Origin of the sequence: Gordonia alkanivorans, from assembly GCF_004011905.1 — a bacterium.
Classification (GTDB): domain Bacteria; phylum Actinomycetota; class Actinomycetes; order Mycobacteriales; family Mycobacteriaceae; genus Gordonia; species Gordonia alkanivorans.
In genome coordinates this window covers 1,134,395-1,150,212 of sequence record NZ_CP027114.1, presented here as the reverse complement: position 1 = coordinate 1,150,212, position 15,818 = coordinate 1,134,395, and the positions used below count along the sequence as shown (strand labels likewise).

The following is a 15,818-nucleotide window of genomic DNA, read 5'->3' as shown; positions in this document are numbered from 1 at the left end:
GGGGACTTTTATCTGGCCACCAGCGGGGACCTCGACCTGGCCACCAATGGGGACTTTCTCATGGCCATGGACAGGGTCGCCTACGTCTTGCTCGATGTGTCGTGGAGGATGGCTTGAGGTGGGCCCTTCGTAGTGGTCCAGTTGTTGTGCGACTCTGTTGCCCGAGTGTTTGGGCAGGAAGAATCGACGACGACATGGCAGGTAGCAAGCGCCGGCGGCATACGCCGGATCAGATCATCCGCAAGCTGGCCGAGGGCAACAAGCTCCTCGGGACCGGGCAGGAGTTGGCTGAGGTGTGCCGGCATCTGGAGGTCACAGAGTCGACCTGGCATCGCTGGGTGGCCCAGTACGGGGGCATGAAGGCCAATGACGTCAAACGCCTCAAAGAACTCGAAGCTGAGAACGCTCGGCTCAAGAAGTTGGTCGCCAACCAGGCCCTCGATATCGACATGCTCAAGGAGGTTTCGTCGGGAAACTTCTGACCCCGAACCGCAAGCGCAGCGCCGTGACGATGCTGCGTGAGCGGTTCGGGGTATCTGAGCGGCGAGCATGTGCTGTGGTGGGCATCCACCGCTCCACGATGCGACTGCACCCAGCGCCGATCACCGCGGAGGAAGCCGAGCTGCGGTCCTGGCTACGTGGGTTTTCCACCGATCGGCCCCGCTGGGGCTGGCGACGCGCCGCGATCGCCGCGCGCAAAGCGGGCTTCACGGTCAACAACAAACGCATCCGCCGCCTGTGGCGCGAGGAGGGGCTGCGAGTTCCCCAGCGCCGCAGGAAGAAACGGCTCACCGGAATCGGGACCGCGGTTGGGGCGATGTGCCCAATCCGGCCGAACGTGATCTGGGCGATGGACTTCCAATTCGACACCACCGCCGACGGCCGAACCATCAAAATGCTCAACGTGATCGACGAGTTCACCCGCGAAGCCCTGGCGATCCACGTCGACCGCGTCATCAACGCCGATGGCGTGGTTGACGTTCTCGACCGCCTGGCCCTGATACATGGTCCACCGTGCTACGTGCGGTTCGACAACGGACCGGAATTCGTCGCTCACGCCGTCAACGACTGGTGCCGATTCAACGGCACCGGATCACTATTCATCGACCCCGGCTCCCCGTGGCAGAACGCCTGGATCGAATCGTTCAACGGCCGCCTGCGCGACGAGCTGCTCAACTCCTGGCGCTTTGACTCCCTGCGCGAAGCCCGGGTCATCATCGAAGACTGGAGGATCGACTACAACGCCAACCGACCCCATTCGGCCCACCACGGACTCACCCCCGCCGAGTTCGCCCTACAGTGGACCACGACCCACCAACCCCAAGCCGCATAGCGACTGGACCATCGAATGGGTCCCCCTCAGGCTGGCCGATTCGCCGTGCCGCTGAACACTTTCAGGTAGCACCGACCACCGCCCAACGCTGGGCCCGCCGCTACCGCGAACACGGGCCGACCGGGATGGTCGATCACAGCAGCCGCCCGCACCGCAGCCCCCATCGCACACCGACCCGCACCGAACGACGCATCATCAAAGTCCGCGTCCTACGCCGCTGGGGACCAGCCCGCATCGCCTACCTACTCGGCCTGAACCCTTCACTGTGCACCGGGTGCTCTCTCGCTACGGAGTGCGTTTGCGCTGGCTGGACCGTCCGACCGGGCACGTGATCCGCCGTATGACCGCTGATCACCCGGGCGAGCTGGTGCATGTCGACGTCAAGAAACTCGGCAAGATCCCCGCCGGCGGTGGCTGGGGCAAACTCGGCCGCACCGCCGGCCGCCGTAACAGCCGAGCCGACAAGAGCAGCGGGAAACAGAACAAGTACCGCAACCCCGTGCGCGGCTATCACTTCCTGCACACCGCCATCGATGCCCACTCACGGTTGGCGTACTCGGAGATCCTGGCCGACGAACGCAAAGAGACCACCGCCGAGTTCTGGCTGCGTGCCCAGCAGTGGTTTGCCGAGTGCGGTATCGACGTACGGAAAGTGTTGACCGACAACGGTTCCTGCTACAAGTCGCATGCCTTCGCCGATGCGCTCGGGCCATCGATCATCCACCGCGAACCCGGCCGTACCGACCGCAAACCAACGGCAAGGTCGAACGGTTTCACCGCACCCTGGCCGACAAATGGGCCTACGACCGGCTCTTCACCAGCGACACCGAACGCTGCGCACAGTTCCCGATCTGGCTGCATCACTACAATCACCACCGCGGTCACACAGCAGTCGGAGGCCAGCCGCGTACTCAACCTCTCAGGTCAGTACAGCTAACCCCGCGCCATGTCGACGAACCGGCTGAGATGCAGCTGGTGCGCGACGGTGATGGTGGCCGTCGGCCCGTTACGGTGCTTGCCGACGATGATGTCGGCCTCACCCGCGCGCGGGTCGTCGCGCTCGATCGAGTCGGGGCGGTGCAGCAGGATGACCATGTCGGCGTCCTGCTCCAGCGAACCGGACTCACGGAGGTCCGACACCTGCGGCTTCTTGTCGGTTCGTTGCTCGGGACCACGGTTCAGCTGGCTGATCGCGATCACCGGGACCTCGAGTTCCTTGGCCAGCAGCTTGAGCTGACGCGAGAACTCCGAGACCTCTTGCTGACGGGACTCGACCTTCTTGCCCGAGGTCATCAGCTGCATGTAGTCCACCGCAACGACTTTCAGGTCGTGGCGCTGCTTGAGACGACGCGCCTTGGCACGGATCTCCATCATCGTGAGGTTCGGCGAATCGTCGATGAAGAACGGCGCATCGGAGATCTCACCCATTCGGCGGGCCAGACGGGTCCAGTCGTCGTCGCTCATGGTGCCGGCACGCATGTCGGCGAGCTTGACCTTGGCCTCTGCCGAGAGCAGTCGCATGACGATCTCGGTCTTGCTCATTTCGAGCGAGAACATGGCCGCGGTGAGGCCGTGTCCGATAGCCGCCGAGCGCAGGAAGTCCATGGCCAGCGTCGAGTTGTGCGTCGGGACCATCGCCTCGCCGGCGAGATAGAGGTGCTCGTCGTTGTCGACCTCGACGCATCGCACCGGCACCGAATCCACCGGACGCACCGCGACGACGCGGCGGACGCCGGCCTTGCGTCGGAGCTCCTTGTGCCGAATTGCCTTGTGGTGGACGGTGAACACGTCCTCGTCGGCGTCGACGCGCAGCCAGCCGGTGGCCGAGCGCTTGTAGTTGAAGCCGAGACCGGCGACCAGGTCGGCGACGACCCCGGTCATGTGCCGGGTCGCGGCGGGCACAGTGATCCAGCCGTCGTCGTCGACGGTTGCGCGGGCATCGAGCAGGCCGGCCAGCAGCGCCCGACGCTGCGCGATGGAACCGCGCAGGTACTCGTAGGGGATGCGTCCGCCGAGGTCGGCCATCAGCGTCATCACGTCGACGGGCCCCTCGGCGTCGATGCGCATGCTGATCTCGGGATCGTCGAACGCCATCCCCGCCAGCGCCGCGACGGTGTACGGGCCGTAGGCAAAACGCTTGCGCGGCAACTCGAGCGGCGCGGTGTTGCGGATGACCGCACACCCCACGTGCGCACGCAGGCCCGCCGTCGTGACGACCTGACGCTCGCCGTCGATCTCGGCCGCCCACTGGTGCTGCTCGTCGGCGACCAGCACCGCGCCGTCGTTGAACTCGACCTCGTAGCAGGGACGTTCGGTCATCACGTCGGTCGCGGCGACCACCTTGGTGGGCCGGCCGTGCGCGTCGAGCAGCTCGTCGCCCACCCCGACCTTGCCCATCGTCGTCCAGCCGGTGGGCGTGGGCAGCGGGGTGTCGAGGGCGAGCGCCTTGCCGACGCCGGGTCGCGCGGCCACGATGATCATCTGGCCCGGGTGGAGACCGTTGGTCAGCTTGTCGAAGTCCGCGAAGCCGGTCGGCACGCCCAGCGAGATGCCGCCGCGCGAGGCGATGGAGTCGATCTCGTCCATCGTCGGCTGCAGCAGTTCTTCGAGGGGAAGGTAGTCCTCGGCCTGACGGCGTTCGGTGACCTCGTAGACCTCTGCCTGTGCGCGGTCGACTACCTCGGCCACGTCCTGGCCGTCGTTGCCCGCATAGCCGTACTGCACGATGCGGGTACCGGCGGTGACCAGACGGCGCAGGATGGCCTTCTCGGCCACGATCTCGGCGTAGTAGCCGGCGTTCGCGGCTGTGGGCACCGTCGAGATCAGGGTGTGCAGATACGGTGCGCCGCCGATGCGCTTGAGTTCACCCGACCGCTCGAGTTCTGCGGCGACGGTGACCGCATCGGCGGGTTCACCCTTGCTGTAGAGGCTAAGGATCGCCTCGAACACCGCCTGGTGCGCGGGCCGATAGAAGTCGGCCGTCCGGATCTTCTCGACGACGTCGGCGACCGCGTCTTTGGACAGCAACATGCCGCCGAGCACGGATTGCTCGGCAGCGAGATCCTGTGGGGGTTGCCTACCGAAGTCCTCGGTCGGCGGTGCGTCGTCCGCACCTCGACCCCGACCTCGTTCTGTATCCCGATCGCCGGCGGCAGGACCGTGCCCGCGGTCATCCACAACAGCCACGTGTGTCTAACCTCTCGCATACGCTCGATCCGCTCGCCCTGACGAGTGAATCGACCTCTGTGGTGTCGGCCCCGGCAGGCCACCTCGCGAGTCTCCGGTGTCGACGTACTGCTCTGTCTCTTGCTCTGTTCGTCTCTTTCCTATCGGGACGCTCCGACAACGACTGCCGCCGGGCGTGCGAAACAGGACCGAGACCTGAGCCGTGACACTAAGACCTCCGACACGACGACTCAAACCGGGCTGTTGATGAACCTGGGGAGGACTTGTGGACGACGTGTGAATGAGCGGGGGAGCGATTGTGCACCCGTTGTGGACAACCTGAGGAATACGGGTGTGAACAACTCTGTTTGCGCAGGTCAACGCACCTATTAATTTCCACAATCAAGAAACTGGAAATCCTTCGACACTCTTCGGCGCGTCGTCAGTTGGGCGTGTTGCGACCGACTGTTCAAGTACGTGTGGCAAACAATTTGGTGAACTTCCCGAGTGATCTACGTAACAGCTAGTCACGACAGTGATCAGTCGTATGACTTATCGCTGGATCGACGACGACGACCCGAATCCGTGTGATGCAATGTCGATCGTGTCGAGGTTGGGGTTGGGAACCGGGGTCATCCGTCGAACGGTCGGGGTGGTGGCCGCGCTGACGGTTGCGACCGGGATCGCGTTGGGTGCGCCGCCGGCGCACGCCGCGCCCGGTCCCACGATGCCCGTCGAATTCGACCTGGCGCGTTACCAGCCGGTCGACCCGACGACCTTCCGCTCGCTCGCCTACGGGGACAACGGGCGTTCGTTCTTCACCACCGGCCGCTGGATGTGCCAGATCGGGCAGGCCTACCGCTACGTGGGCTGTCAGGGCCGTCCCGCGACCGCCCCGCCCACCGCGACGGGCGCCGCCATCACGGCGGACCAGCAGGGCCCGTGGTGGGTCAACAGAGACCAGACGTACCGCTTCGGTTCGAAGACCGGGTTCCGGCCGCCGGTTCTGGGCGTCGGCAAGCGCGTCACCATCGCCGGGGTCACGTGCACCGTGCCGCGGCGCGACGTCGTCGCCTGCCGCACCGGCGAACGGGCGCTGATCTTCACCCCCGCGTGGCACAAGTTCTTCTTCCCGTCCTGGGACACCCTCGGACCGGGCAACAACGCCGTCGCGCACAGCGCAAACCCGGCGCCGCGATACCTGCCTCCACGGCTGCAGTATTGGAATCAGTTGCCCGCCAACCCGCCTGCGCCGAAGTAGGGCGGCCGCACATACGACAAGGCCGGGTGGAATCTCTTCCACCCGGCCTTGTTTCGTGTGATGCGGTGCGTCAGCCTGCGGCGACGACGGCGAGCTGCACGGTTGCCGAGACCTGCGGGTGCAGGGTGACGGTGACCGGGTAGCTACCGGTGGCCTTGATGTGGCCCTTGGGCAGCACGACGGTGCGCTTGTCCACGACGGGGCCGCCGGCGGTCTTGATGGCACCGGCGACGTCAGCCGCGGTGACCGAACCGAACAGCTTGCCCGAGTCGTGGGTCTTGACGTCCAGCGAGACTGCGTCGAGGCCCTCGAGGGCCTGCTTCAGCTCGTTGGCGTGCTCGAGACCGCGAACCTCGCGGGCCTCCTGCGCACGGCGTATGCCCTCGACCTGCTTCTCGGCGCCGCGGGTGGCCTTGATGGCCAGGCCGCGGGGCAGCAGGTAGTTGCGGCCGTAGCCGTCCTTGACCACGACGATGTCGCCGGCTTCGCCGAGGTTCTCCACGGCGGCGGTGAGGATGAGCTTCATGTCAACTGATCCTTTCCGCTTATCGGCTGGTCGAGGTGAAGGGCAGCAGGGCCACCTCACGCGAGTTCTTGACAGCCACAGCGACGTCGCGCTGGTGCTGCACGCAGTTACCGGTCACGCGACGCGAGCGGATCTTGCCACGGTCGGACAGGAAACGGCGCAGAAGCGCGGTGTCCTTGTAGTCGATGTCGGCCTTCTTGTCCTTGCAGAAGCTGCACGCCTTGGTCTTGGTGACCTTTTCGACGCGAGGCTTCCGGCTGGGCTTCGCCTTTGCCATGTGTGTATTGCTCCAGTCAATGCTTCTTCGGGATCACTCACATGTGAGTGTCGTCCCGTGAGATATCAGAAAGGTGGTTCGTCGTCCCCGCCACCGAACGATCCGCCGCTGCTGGCAGGCGCGCTGCCCCAGGGATCGTCGGCAACCTGCTGGTTCGATCCGCCGCCGCGGCTACCGCCGCCGCCACCGGATCCGAATCCGCCGCCACCACCGCCGCCGCCGCCGCGCGAGGCGCGGTTGACCTTGGCGGTGGCATAACGCAGCGAGGGGCCGATCTCGTCGACCTCGAGTTCCACAACCGTGCGTCGTTCGCCTTCTTTGGTTTCGTAGGACCGCTGCTTGAGCCGTCCCTGCACGATCACCCGGGAACCCTTGGTCAGGCTTTCGGTCACGTTCTCCGCGGCGTCGCGCCAGATGTTGCAGCGGAGGAACAGCGCTTCGCCGTCCTTCCACTCATTGGTCTGACGGTCGAACGTGCGCGGGGTGGAAGCCACCGTGAAGTTGGCAACCGCTGCACCGGACGGCGTGAACCGCAGTTCCGGGTCGGCGGTGAGATTGCCGATGACGGTGATGACCGTGTCGCCTGCCATGTGTGTTTCCCCTTGGGTCGTAGGTGGGCACTCGCTGATCGACATGCACCGGGATTTTCTGGGTCAACCCTAGAACCCGGTACCGACGTCTTCAGACGTTCAAGAAACCCTGTGGATTACTTCCGCAGGACCTTGGTGCGCAGAACCGACTCGTTCAGCTTCAGCTGACGGTCGAGCTCGGTGACCGTGGCGGGCTCGGCATTGAGATCGATGACGGCGTAGATGCCCTCGTTGTGCTTCAGGATCTCGTAAGCGAGGCGGCGCTTGCCCCAGATGTCGACACCATCCACCGAACCGCCATCCTTGCGGACAACATTGAGGAAAGTATCGAGTGAGGGTGCGACGGTGCGCTCGTCCAGATTCGGATCGAGGATGACCATCAATTCGTAGTGACGCATAAGACCACATCACCTCCTATGGGCTAGGTCGGCCACGGACTGTCCGTGGCAGGAGGGTCGCCTGCGTCGGCAACCGGTCCAAGATACATGACCAGGACGTTCTCCCGGAAATCCGAGGTCGTGAGCACCGGTTCAGCGGCTGGTGACGACCTCGATGCGGTAGTTCAGCTCGAGGGTCGCGACGCCGTAGCCGTGGATGTGCGCCTGGGTCTGCAGCCACCGGCCCTCGCCACCACGGGGATCGTCGACCACGGTCGTCTCCGCCAAGGTGGGCCCGATCCCGATCGCCGCCGGCCCGGGGTTGCTCACGTACTGCCGCACGCCGAGCTCGGTGTGGATCGCCTGCGGGTCGCGGCGGTGATCGAGGCTGTCGGGGAGGAAGAACGAGATCGACGTGACGTCGGTGAGGCGGATCATCCCGCGGAACTCCCGGTTGTGCTCGAGAGAGACGACGCCCTGGTAGCGCCACACCCGCACCGGCAGTTCGCGTCCCGCGGTGCCGTCGTGCCCGATTCCGGTCGCCAGGGTCGCCTCGACGCTGTAGCGCGGCCCCGGGACGATGCCTGCGACGGTCAGCACGTTCATCGACCCAGGGTAAGTCGGAGAGACACCGGTGGCCGTTGATCGACGATCGGGTCGGTTCGGCGTTCGCGGCTCGTCACACCTCAGGGAACACGATCCAGACGCGACGACCTACTCTGTTGGCCATGTCGGAGCCGCGGATCAGTACGCCTCGGCGGATCCCGTGGTTGTCCGGACGCGGTGAGACCGCGGTCATCGTGCTGGTCTCGCTACTGGCCACCGCGGCGACGATGTTCTGGAGCTTCCAGGCGAAGGCCCGCTGCGGCGGGGCGCCGTTCGACGCCGAGGGCCGCAGCGCCAACTGGCCCTCCGGCGATCCCGGCGGCCTCATCCCCTGCTACTCGGACCTGATGTACCTGTGGCTCGGCCGCGACATCAACAACCACGTGTTCCCCTACATTCACGGTGGGATCGCCGGGGACGGCACCCTGTCCGGCGGCGTGGTCGAGTACCCGGTGTTGTCCGGCCTGCTCATGTACGTCGGGGCCATCGGCGCCGACACCGACACCGCGTTCTTCACCCAGTCCGCATTGTTGTTGGCGCCGTTCGGTTTCGCGATCACCGTGATGCTGGCGCTGATGGTCCGCTGGTGGGCGCTGTTGTGGGCGGCCACTCCCCCGCTGGTCCTGTACTCCTTCCACAATTGGGAGTTGCCGGTGGTCGCGACCGCGGTCGCCGCGATCGCCGTGATGGCGTGGGGCGGTTCGATCGATCCCGCCACCGACCGACGGAGACTCCCGCTGCGCGTCTGTGCCGTGGTGGCGGCCGTCCTGCTGGCCATCGGCTTCTGCCTCAAGCTCTATCCCGGGATCTTCGTGCTGCCGCTGGCCGCCTATGTCCTGACCGGGGACGCCGCTCGTCTGGGACAAGCGGGGCGTCGCGGCCTCGACTGGGTCGGTGCCGCATGGGTGGCCGGCGCCGCGGTGGTCACCGTCGTCGCGATCCAGTTGCCGTTCATGGTCCTCGGATTCGACGGCTGGAAGGCGGCATTGACCTTCCAGGGGCGGCGGCGGGCCGACGTCGACACCAACTCCATCTGGTACTGGGGTCTGCGCTATCTCACCGGAACGACAGACACCTACCACTCCGTCGTCGGGGTGGCGTCGCCGTTGCTGATCCTCGTCAGCTTCGCCGTGGCCATGTACCTGGGGTGGCGCCGCTACGAGCGGATGGGGGTCTTTCCCTGGATCGGCGTGAGCGGGGCGATGCTCGCCGGGTTCATGCTGTTCCACAAAGTGCACTCGCCGCAGTACACACTGTGGATTCTCCCGTTCTTCGTGCTGATGCGAGTGCGGTGGCAGGTCATCGGGGTGTATCTGCTCACCGACATCGCCCTGGACCTGACGATCTTCCGCCTGTTCCCGATCCGCGACGCCGGCGACCCGCTGCCCTGGTGGGTGCTCACCGGTGTCGCCGGCTCGGTCTGGGTTCACGCGTTCCTGCTCGTGTACCTGATCGGCACGCTGGTCCGCACCCCGCTACGTGAACCACTCGCGACGATGACGGTCCGCGACCGGAGTCCCGAAGATCGACCCGACGAGGCCTCTCTTCAGCCCATACCTTCCACGGAAAGAGCATGACATGAGTTCTTGGCTTGGTGCAGGACAGCTTGCGGGTGACCGTCTCACTCTGCGCCCGTTGACATTCGACGATTCAACTGCACTCGCGCAGGTGGTCGCTGATCCGTCCCGGTTCCGCTGGGTTCCCGGCGTGCCCTACGACGAGGGATCCGCTCGACGCTTCGTCGAGTCGGCACTCGAATCACGCCTCGCCTACGCCGTCGTCGACAACTCCGACGGTCGGGTGGTCGGCTCGACGAGCTTCTACGACATCGATGAACACAACCGGTCCGCGTGCATCGGCTACACCTTTTACAGCGAACGCGTCCAGGGCACGACGGTGAACCCGACCGCGAAGTACCTGCTGATGCGTCATGCATTCGAAGATCGTGGCGCCGTCCGGCTCACCTGGCACACCCACGAGCACAACACGCAGTCCCGCGCCGCGATCGCGAAGCTCGGCGCTCAGTTCGAAGGTCTGCTCCGCAAACACCGGAGGTTCGGCGACGGATGGCGGACCACCGCGCTCTACTCGATGACCGACGACGAGTGGCCGGACGCGAAAGCCGCACTGCTACAACGGATTAGCTGACACGCCGGGCATCATGGCTCCTTCGAGTGGTAGGGATGACCATGCGTCCGTCGCTCTTCTTTCATCCGCGCCTCGTACAGATGCCGTTCCCCGTCGGTCAACTCGTTGCGCACCCGTTCCGTATGGGCCCGGAACGGGTGCCAGTACGTGTCGTCGAACTCCTCGACGACCTGAAATGTCCAGCGGCCGTTGATGACATTGCGTCCGACCATCTCTGTTGCGAGGATTTCCGCAATGTCGGCGTGTCCGTCTTCACGTAGCGCGTCCACGGCCTCCCCGAGCAGAAGATCCGCATGCCCGATGAGCTGGTGGAAGCTGTAGAGGTGACCGCGGGCGCGTTCGACGTACTCGAGCGCCTCACCCACTTTTCCGACCGCCTCGGCGGTCGTATCCGGGACCTGTTCGCCACGCTCAGCCATGTCCCGACAATACCCAACCCGAGGGTGCGTCAACCTTCAAATTCGCCGACCGATGTAGCTGCCGTAGACGCGATCCTCGTCGAATCCGTCGTAGATCTCACTGACCTCACCATTGAGCGCCTGGCTGATCTTGTGACCCAACTGCCTGAATTCGCCTTGTGCCTCAGCGGATCTCGGCGCCAGGGCGGAGAGAGTGCACAACCAGCGGTGGATGATGCGCAGATCGTCGGTGGACAAGGGGCCGCGTACCCAATTCGCCTTTTCCCAGGTCTCGCGTTCCCACGCCTGCCACGGATGGTCCCATCCGCTCGGCGGCGAGATCGCGAATAGTCCGCGCACGATGACGTCGTTGCGATCGATCCCGGCCTCCGTGCGCCAGCGGTCGACGATCCGGGAATAGGTCAAGTAGTCGGCGGCGGTCCAGACGCCGTCGCGCAGGCCCTTCCAACCGGCACGCCGCAATGATCGGCCGACCTTGGCCTCGAGCACCGGGCTCGGATGTTTCGGATCGCCGGCACCCGCGAAGTACAGGTACCACGTGAACCCGGCCGGGCCGAGCTTCTCGATGGTGTTGCCGCCCTTGTCCGGTCGCAGCATCGCGTACGCCGCGCCGGGGTCGTCGCGACTAGCCAGGGCGGCCTCCTGGAGGAGTCGGCCGAGACGTTTGCGGTCTGCGGCCACGGCGGCGATCCGCTTCTTCCCGTCTGCGTTCTGACGGCCCAGGCAGAATGCGACGACGTTCCACAACAGCGCGATTGCATCTTCCGGGGACTCGCCGGCGACGGCGCCGAGGGCGAACAGGTCTTCTCTACTGATCTTGCTGCCGTGCAGCGTGTTCGGCATGTCGAACTCGGCGAGATGGTCGATCCACCACTGCTGGTCGACCAGGACGGAATCGGTCAGGAGTTCGGTCGCGCGATCGCCGTCGGCGAGCCAGTCGATGAGGTCGTCGGGAACAGCGAGTTGTGAGGGATTCATGCTGGATTGGACGCGCCGAGGCGGAGTTCGGTTCCCTCCTTCCGATACGCCAGCTCGGCCGGCGCGGTCAGCTCACGGACTCCCGGCCGAAACCGGCTCGGCCACTTCGACTTCGGCGCGCCGCCGCACGAGCCGCGACGGGAGGCGTAACCGGATGCGGTCCGGTGCGCCGTCGAGCACCCCACCGGCCGGATCGTCGTACCAGCGACCGTCGTTCCCGCGCCGGACGAGGTCCTCCTGCGGATGCCAGATCTGCCAGATCACGACCGCACACAGCACGATGACCATCACTCCCCGGAGCACCACCGCGGCCGTGAACCACTGGTCGGGCAGCCAACGGCGTTCCGCATCCAGGAAGAGGCTCATCCGCGGAATCCAGATCAGCGCGTCGATCGTCATCCACGTCAGCAGCAGCCTGGTGTGTGGGATCGCGAGCACTGCCAGCGGCACCAGCCACAGCGAGTACTGCGGGCTCCACACCTTGTTGACGAGCAGGAAGCCGGCGACCGCGAGGAACGCCAGCTGCGCGACACGGGGTCGGAACGGCGCACTCAGGCCGATGAGGGCGACAGCCACCATGACGAGGACCGTCAGCCCGACCGACAGCGCGTTCAGATGGTCGATGTTCCATGTGAAACCAAGCGTGTCGGCGAGGACGCGGTAGATGGTGTCGGCATCGGCGGACCGGTCGGCGTTGAACCGGAAGAATTCCCACCACCCGGTCGGATACGGGATCAGGATCGGGAGGTTGACCAGCAGCCACGCGGCGAGGGCTGCGGCGGCCGTGGCCCCGAACTCGCGGACTCGGCCGGTCCGCAGACACAGCGCTCCCAGTACCACCAGCAACAACGCCGGATAGAGTTTCGCCGCGGCGCCGACGCCGATCGCCACGCCCGCGATCCACGGCCGGTCCCGCGACCACGCGAGCAGCGCGACCGCGACGGCCGCGGTCGCGATGGTGTCGAAGTTGGTGAAGGCGTGGACGAACACCAGCGGCGACAGCGCCGCCAGCCACACCGTCCACATCCGGGTCCGCGCAGTGAGAGCCGTCGCCCAGATGGTGACCAGCCAGAACAGGGCCAGGCCCAACGCGACGATGGTGAAGAACAGCACCACGTCGAGCGCGCCGGGGACACCCCAGTTCTCCTCGGCCCACACCCAGCCGCGCGTCAACTGCGCGGCACCGTACATGAACATCCCGGTGAGCACGGGATACTCCATGTACCGCTTGATGGTCTGGCCCTGGGAGTCCTCCTGGAACCAGAAGTCGCGGTACGGCAGCGCCCCGATGTTGAGTCGTTCCGCGCCGTACAGGCTGATGACGTCGCTGTAGCAGAGGTTGGTGAACTGTCGCTGGTCGTCCCAGTCGAGTCGCATCTCGGCGCCGGGGCGTCCGGACGAACCGTCGCCGGCCGGGGCCTGTTGCAGGCAACCCGCCTTGCCGAACCAGCCGATGGCCAATCCGCACAACGCGAGCGCGAACAGCACGCGTAGCGGGGTCAGGTGGCGGCTTCGGCCGATGACGGCATGCGCGCCCGCCGGGCCGCCGATGAGTGAACTCGCCTCGCGCACGAGGTTGTCGGAGCGTGTCGGGAGTATTCGTTCGGCGTCGACGCGTTCGTCACGCGCCAACGGTGCAGGGCTGTCCCAGGCAGGGTCGGCTGCGTCGTCGGTGTCAGCCGAGGTGTCCTGGTCAGCCGACGGGCGGTTCAGGGACGCCTCCGCCGTCCTCACCACCGGGCTGGTTGCCTCCGCCGCCCGGGGTGTTCCCGCCGCCGGTGCCTCCACCGGGCGAGTTCCCGCCGCCGGAATTGCCGCCACCGGAATTGCCGCCACCGGAGTTGCCGCCGCCGCGCGGGGCTCCCGGGATCGGGATGGTCACGCCCGGTGCGAGGGTCAGGTTGCCGTCGTTGCCCTGATCGGGGATCTCGAAGGTGGGAGCAGAGGGTCCGCGCGAGCGCGTGGACGGGGCGTATGTCGTCGCCGGCGCCTCGTACGGGATGCCGACCTGTCCGCCGATCGCCTCTTCGGGTTCGGGGAACTCCTTGATCTCCTTGCCCTCCAGGGCGGAGTTCATGGCCGCCTTCCAGATCTGCGAGGGCAGGCCGCTGCCGTAGATCGACGCGCCGCTGTAGTTGGTGAGCGCCGTGCCGTCGTTGGTGCCGACCCAGACCGCGGTGGACAGCTGCGGCGTGTAGCCGACCATCCAGGCATCCTTGTTCTTGCCGGTGTCGCCGAGCTGCACGGTGCCGGTCTTGGCAGCCGACGGACGCGCGCCCAGCGACGAATCGTAGAGCGAGTTGCCGTTGGAGTACGCGGCGATCGGTTCGAGTGCCGCGGTCACGGTGTCGGCGACCTTGGCGGGGAAGACCCGCTTGCCCTCGTTCTTGCGCTCGAAGAGCACCTGGCCCTCGGAGTCGGTGACCTTCTGCACGAAGTACGGCTCGTGGTAGACGCCGGACGCCGCGAGCGTCGCATATGCCGAGGCCATGTCGATGACGCGGGACTGGTACTGGCCCAGCACCACGCCGCCCTCGGGGGAGCCGTTCGCCTCCTCCAGGGTCTTCTCGATGTTGCCGAAGGACTCGGCGACACCGGCCCGGTGCGCCGCGTCGGCGACGTCCTGGGCGCCTCGCTTGAGGTCCATCATGAGGCGGTAGTAGACGGTGTTCAGCGACATCTTCATCGCGGTCGCGAGGTTGCACGAGCCGCAGCTCTCACCGTCGGAGTTCTCGACCGTCAGTCCACCGCTGGCCTCGAAGGGCGCCGAGCTGTAGGTCTTCGACAGCGGGATGTCCTGTTCGAGGGCTGCGATGAGCGCGAAGACCTTGAACGACGAGCCGGTCTGGAGACCCGCCTGCGCGAGGTCCCATCCCCCGGCGTTGTCGCCACCGTAGTAGCCGCGCACGGCTCCGGACTGCGGGTCGATGGACACCACGGACGCCAGGAGGTCGTCGGGTTCACCGTTCAGCTGACCGTTCGGACACTTGTAGATCTTGTTCTTGCGGCAAGCCGCCTGGACGACACCGTTCTGCACCTGGGGGTCGATGGTGGTGCTGATCTTGAGGCCGCCGGTCTGCAGCTGCTTCTCGGTGATGCCGACGCTGGTGAGCTCTTCGAGCACCCGACGCTTGATCAGACCGTTGGGGCCGGGCGTCTCGTCGCTTCCGCTGACACGCGCCTTCACGGTCTTGGGGAAAACCGCGTTGTCGGCCTGCTGCTTGGTGATGGCTCCGGTCGCGACCATGCCGCTCAGCACATAGCGCCAGCGGGCCTCGGTCGCCTCGAGGTTGTTCTCCGGGTCGTAGTACGACGGCGCGCGGATGACGCCCGCGAGCAGAGCGGCTTCCTCGAAGGTCAGCGGGTTCTTCTTGGCCCGCGCCTTGTCGGTGATGGACTTGTTGAAGTACTTCTGCGTGGCGACGGCGACGCCGTAGGCTCCGCGCCCGAAGTAGATGGTGTTGAGGTAGGCCTCGAGGATCTTCTCTTTCGACCAGCCGTGCCGCTCGTTCATCTTGGCGGCGATCGCGAGTTCCTTGAACTTGCGGTCGAAGCTGCGTTCGTCGCCGACGATCGCGTTCTTGACGTACTGCTGGGTGATCGTCGAACCACCGCCGGCGGACTGGTTGCCGGTGATCTGACCGATCATGGCGCGGGACAGGCCGCGCGGCGAGAAGCCGTTGTTGGTCCAGAACTCGCGGTCCTCGGCAGCGACGATCGCCTGGATCATCGTCTCGGGGATCTCGTCGAACGGGACGACGGTGCGGTTGCCGTCGGGCTGGGTGATGTCGGCGAGGGTGCGGCCGGAGGTGTCGACGATCGTCGCCTTCTGGCTGACCTCGGGTTCGGGGATCTCCGCGGTGAAGTAGGTGAATGCAAACGCGATGATCAGCACCAGCACGATGGCCGGGACGATCGCACCCACTGCGCCGAGCGCCCACGCGAAGCGCTTCTGCCGCGCCTCCGTGGCCTGCCTGCTGGCTCGTCCGTTGTTACCGCCACCGTTGCGACCGGGACGGGGTCCGGTACCGCGCGGTGTGGGCGAAGAACCGTACGCCTCGCTCATCGTCCACCTTTCCTACCGGGCCGTGCGGCACGTCACGCGCACCGCTGACCTCGGGCTCATTCTCTAGCCTCG

Annotated in this window: 14 protein-coding genes and 1 pseudogene; 5 read left to right on the top strand and 10 right to left on the bottom strand. The window is 66.0% G+C overall.

What is annotated here, in order from left to right:
• The first annotated feature begins 194 nt into the window (after positions 1 to 194).
• Together C5O27_RS05275 and C5O27_RS05270 are read left to right on the top strand one after the other, a co-directional pair.
• A protein-coding gene (locus tag C5O27_RS05275; protein WP_127962095.1) for an IS3 family transposase occupies positions 195 to 1,333 on the top strand; the annotation gives its coding sequence in 2 pieces (ribosomal slippage) (positions 195 to 465 and positions 465 to 1,333; 1,140 coding nt in all).
• Positions 1,330 to 2,270, top strand: a pseudogene (locus C5O27_RS05270) (IS481 family transposase). Before C5O27_RS05275 ends, C5O27_RS05270 begins: the two are co-directional and overlap by 4 nt.
• Here the strand turns inward: C5O27_RS05270 and dnaB are convergent.
• Positions 2,267 to 4,519, bottom strand: coding sequence for a replicative DNA helicase (dnaB, locus tag C5O27_RS05265; RefSeq protein ID WP_127962094.1), 2,253 nt, complete (start codon positions 4,517 to 4,519; stop codon positions 2,267 to 2,269). The pseudogene C5O27_RS05270 and the gene dnaB sit on opposite strands and share 4 nt — an antisense overlap.
• A gap of 574 nt (positions 4,520 to 5,093) precedes the next feature.
• Here dnaB and C5O27_RS05260 point away from each other — a divergent pair.
• Complete coding sequence (locus C5O27_RS05260; protein WP_035754051.1) at positions 5,094 to 5,759, top strand: hypothetical protein; 666 nt, start codon at positions 5,094 to 5,096, stop codon at positions 5,757 to 5,759.
• A gap of 70 nt (positions 5,760 to 5,829) precedes the next feature.
• Here the strand turns inward: C5O27_RS05260 and rplI are convergent, their stop codons facing one another.
• From rplI to C5O27_RS05235, 5 genes are all read right to left on the bottom strand, one after another.
• Positions 5,830 to 6,285, bottom strand: a complete 456-nt coding sequence (gene rplI, locus C5O27_RS05255; RefSeq protein WP_006361033.1) for a 50S ribosomal protein L9 — start codon at positions 6,283 to 6,285, stop codon at positions 5,830 to 5,832.
• A 19-nt stretch (positions 6,286 to 6,304) separates the two neighbouring features.
• Positions 6,305 to 6,562 carry a 30S ribosomal protein S18 gene (rpsR, locus tag C5O27_RS05250; protein ID WP_006361034.1) on the bottom strand — a complete coding sequence of 86 codons (258 nt, stop codon included), beginning with the start codon at positions 6,560 to 6,562 and terminating at the stop codon, positions 6,305 to 6,307.
• Between the two features lie 65 nt (positions 6,563 to 6,627).
• The gene (locus C5O27_RS05245; RefSeq protein ID WP_035753991.1) at positions 6,628 to 7,152 is read right to left on the bottom strand and encodes a single-stranded DNA-binding protein; all 525 of its coding nucleotides are present in this window, start codon (positions 7,150 to 7,152) and stop codon (positions 6,628 to 6,630) included.
• A gap of 116 nt (positions 7,153 to 7,268) precedes the next feature.
• Positions 7,269 to 7,550: a 30S ribosomal protein S6 gene (gene rpsF, locus C5O27_RS05240; RefSeq protein WP_004020660.1), complete on the bottom strand. Its 282-nt coding sequence runs from the start codon at positions 7,548 to 7,550 to the stop codon at positions 7,269 to 7,271.
• A gap of 132 nt (positions 7,551 to 7,682) precedes the next feature.
• A complete protein-coding gene (locus C5O27_RS05235) occupies positions 7,683 to 8,135 on the bottom strand; it encodes a hypothetical protein (RefSeq protein ID WP_127962093.1) in 453 nt (150 codons plus the stop codon).
• Between the two features lie 122 nt (positions 8,136 to 8,257).
• Here C5O27_RS05235 and C5O27_RS05230 point away from each other — a divergent pair, with 122 nt between their 5' ends.
• Positions 8,258 to 9,712: a hypothetical protein gene (locus C5O27_RS05230; protein ID WP_127962092.1), complete on the top strand. Its 1,455-nt coding sequence runs from the start codon at positions 8,258 to 8,260 to the stop codon at positions 9,710 to 9,712.
• A gap of 1 nt (position 9,713) precedes the next feature.
• Entirely contained in the window at positions 9,714 to 10,283 is a 570-nt protein-coding gene (locus tag C5O27_RS05225; RefSeq protein WP_127962091.1) for a GNAT family N-acetyltransferase, read from the top strand.
• An 11-nt stretch (positions 10,284 to 10,294) separates the two neighbouring features.
• Here C5O27_RS05225 and C5O27_RS05220 read toward each other — a convergent pair whose 3' ends face one another.
• From C5O27_RS05220 to C5O27_RS05205, 4 genes are all read right to left on the bottom strand, one after another.
• Positions 10,295 to 10,702 (bottom strand): hypothetical protein, encoded by a 408-nt coding sequence (locus C5O27_RS05220; protein WP_127962090.1) that lies wholly within the window; start codon positions 10,700 to 10,702, stop codon positions 10,295 to 10,297.
• Positions 10,703 to 10,738: 36 nt separating this feature from the next.
• Positions 10,739 to 11,680: an 8-oxoguanine DNA glycosylase OGG fold protein gene (locus C5O27_RS05215; RefSeq protein WP_127962089.1), complete on the bottom strand. Its 942-nt coding sequence runs from the start codon at positions 11,678 to 11,680 to the stop codon at positions 10,739 to 10,741.
• Positions 11,681 to 11,752: 72 nt separating this feature from the next.
• Complete coding sequence (locus C5O27_RS05210; RefSeq protein WP_244216594.1) at positions 11,753 to 13,414, bottom strand: glycosyltransferase family 87 protein; 1,662 nt, start codon at positions 13,412 to 13,414, stop codon at positions 11,753 to 11,755.
• On the bottom strand, positions 13,374 to 15,746 hold the full coding sequence (locus C5O27_RS05205) for a transglycosylase domain-containing protein (RefSeq protein ID WP_127962088.1): 2,373 nt from the start codon (positions 15,744 to 15,746) through the stop codon (positions 13,374 to 13,376). The genes C5O27_RS05210 and C5O27_RS05205 overlap by 41 nt, the downstream gene beginning before the upstream one ends.
• Positions 15,747 to 15,818: the final 72 nt, after the last annotated feature.

What these genes read in the sequence shown, in the direction of transcription:
- rpsR (WP_006361034.1), bottom strand. Translation starts at nt 6,562, where the DNA reads ATGGCAAAGGCGAAGCCCAGCCGGAAGCCTCGCGTCGAAAAGGTCACC.
- C5O27_RS05205 (WP_127962088.1), bottom strand. Translation starts at nt 15,746, where the DNA reads ATGAGCGAGGCGTACGGTTCTTCGCCCACACCGCGCGGTACCGGACCC.
- rplI (WP_006361033.1), bottom strand. Translation starts at nt 6,285, where the DNA reads ATGAAGCTCATCCTCACCGCCGCCGTGGAGAACCTCGGCGAAGCCGGC.
- C5O27_RS05225 (WP_127962091.1), top strand. Translation starts at nt 9,714, where the DNA reads ATGAGTTCTTGGCTTGGTGCAGGACAGCTTGCGGGTGACCGTCTCACT.
- rpsF (WP_004020660.1), bottom strand. Translation starts at nt 7,550, where the DNA reads ATGCGTCACTACGAATTGATGGTCATCCTCGATCCGAATCTGGACGAG.
- C5O27_RS05230 (WP_127962092.1), top strand. Translation starts at nt 8,258, where the DNA reads ATGTCGGAGCCGCGGATCAGTACGCCTCGGCGGATCCCGTGGTTGTCC.
- C5O27_RS05235 (WP_127962093.1), bottom strand. Translation starts at nt 8,135, where the DNA reads ATGAACGTGCTGACCGTCGCAGGCATCGTCCCGGGGCCGCGCTACAGC.
- C5O27_RS05220 (WP_127962090.1), bottom strand. Translation starts at nt 10,702, where the DNA reads ATGGCTGAGCGTGGCGAACAGGTCCCGGATACGACCGCCGAGGCGGTC.
- C5O27_RS05245 (WP_035753991.1), bottom strand. Translation starts at nt 7,152, where the DNA reads ATGGCAGGCGACACGGTCATCACCGTCATCGGCAATCTCACCGCCGAC.
- C5O27_RS05215 (WP_127962089.1), bottom strand. Translation starts at nt 11,680, where the DNA reads ATGAATCCCTCACAACTCGCTGTTCCCGACGACCTCATCGACTGGCTC.
- C5O27_RS05260 (WP_035754051.1), top strand. Translation starts at nt 5,094, where the DNA reads ATGTCGATCGTGTCGAGGTTGGGGTTGGGAACCGGGGTCATCCGTCGA.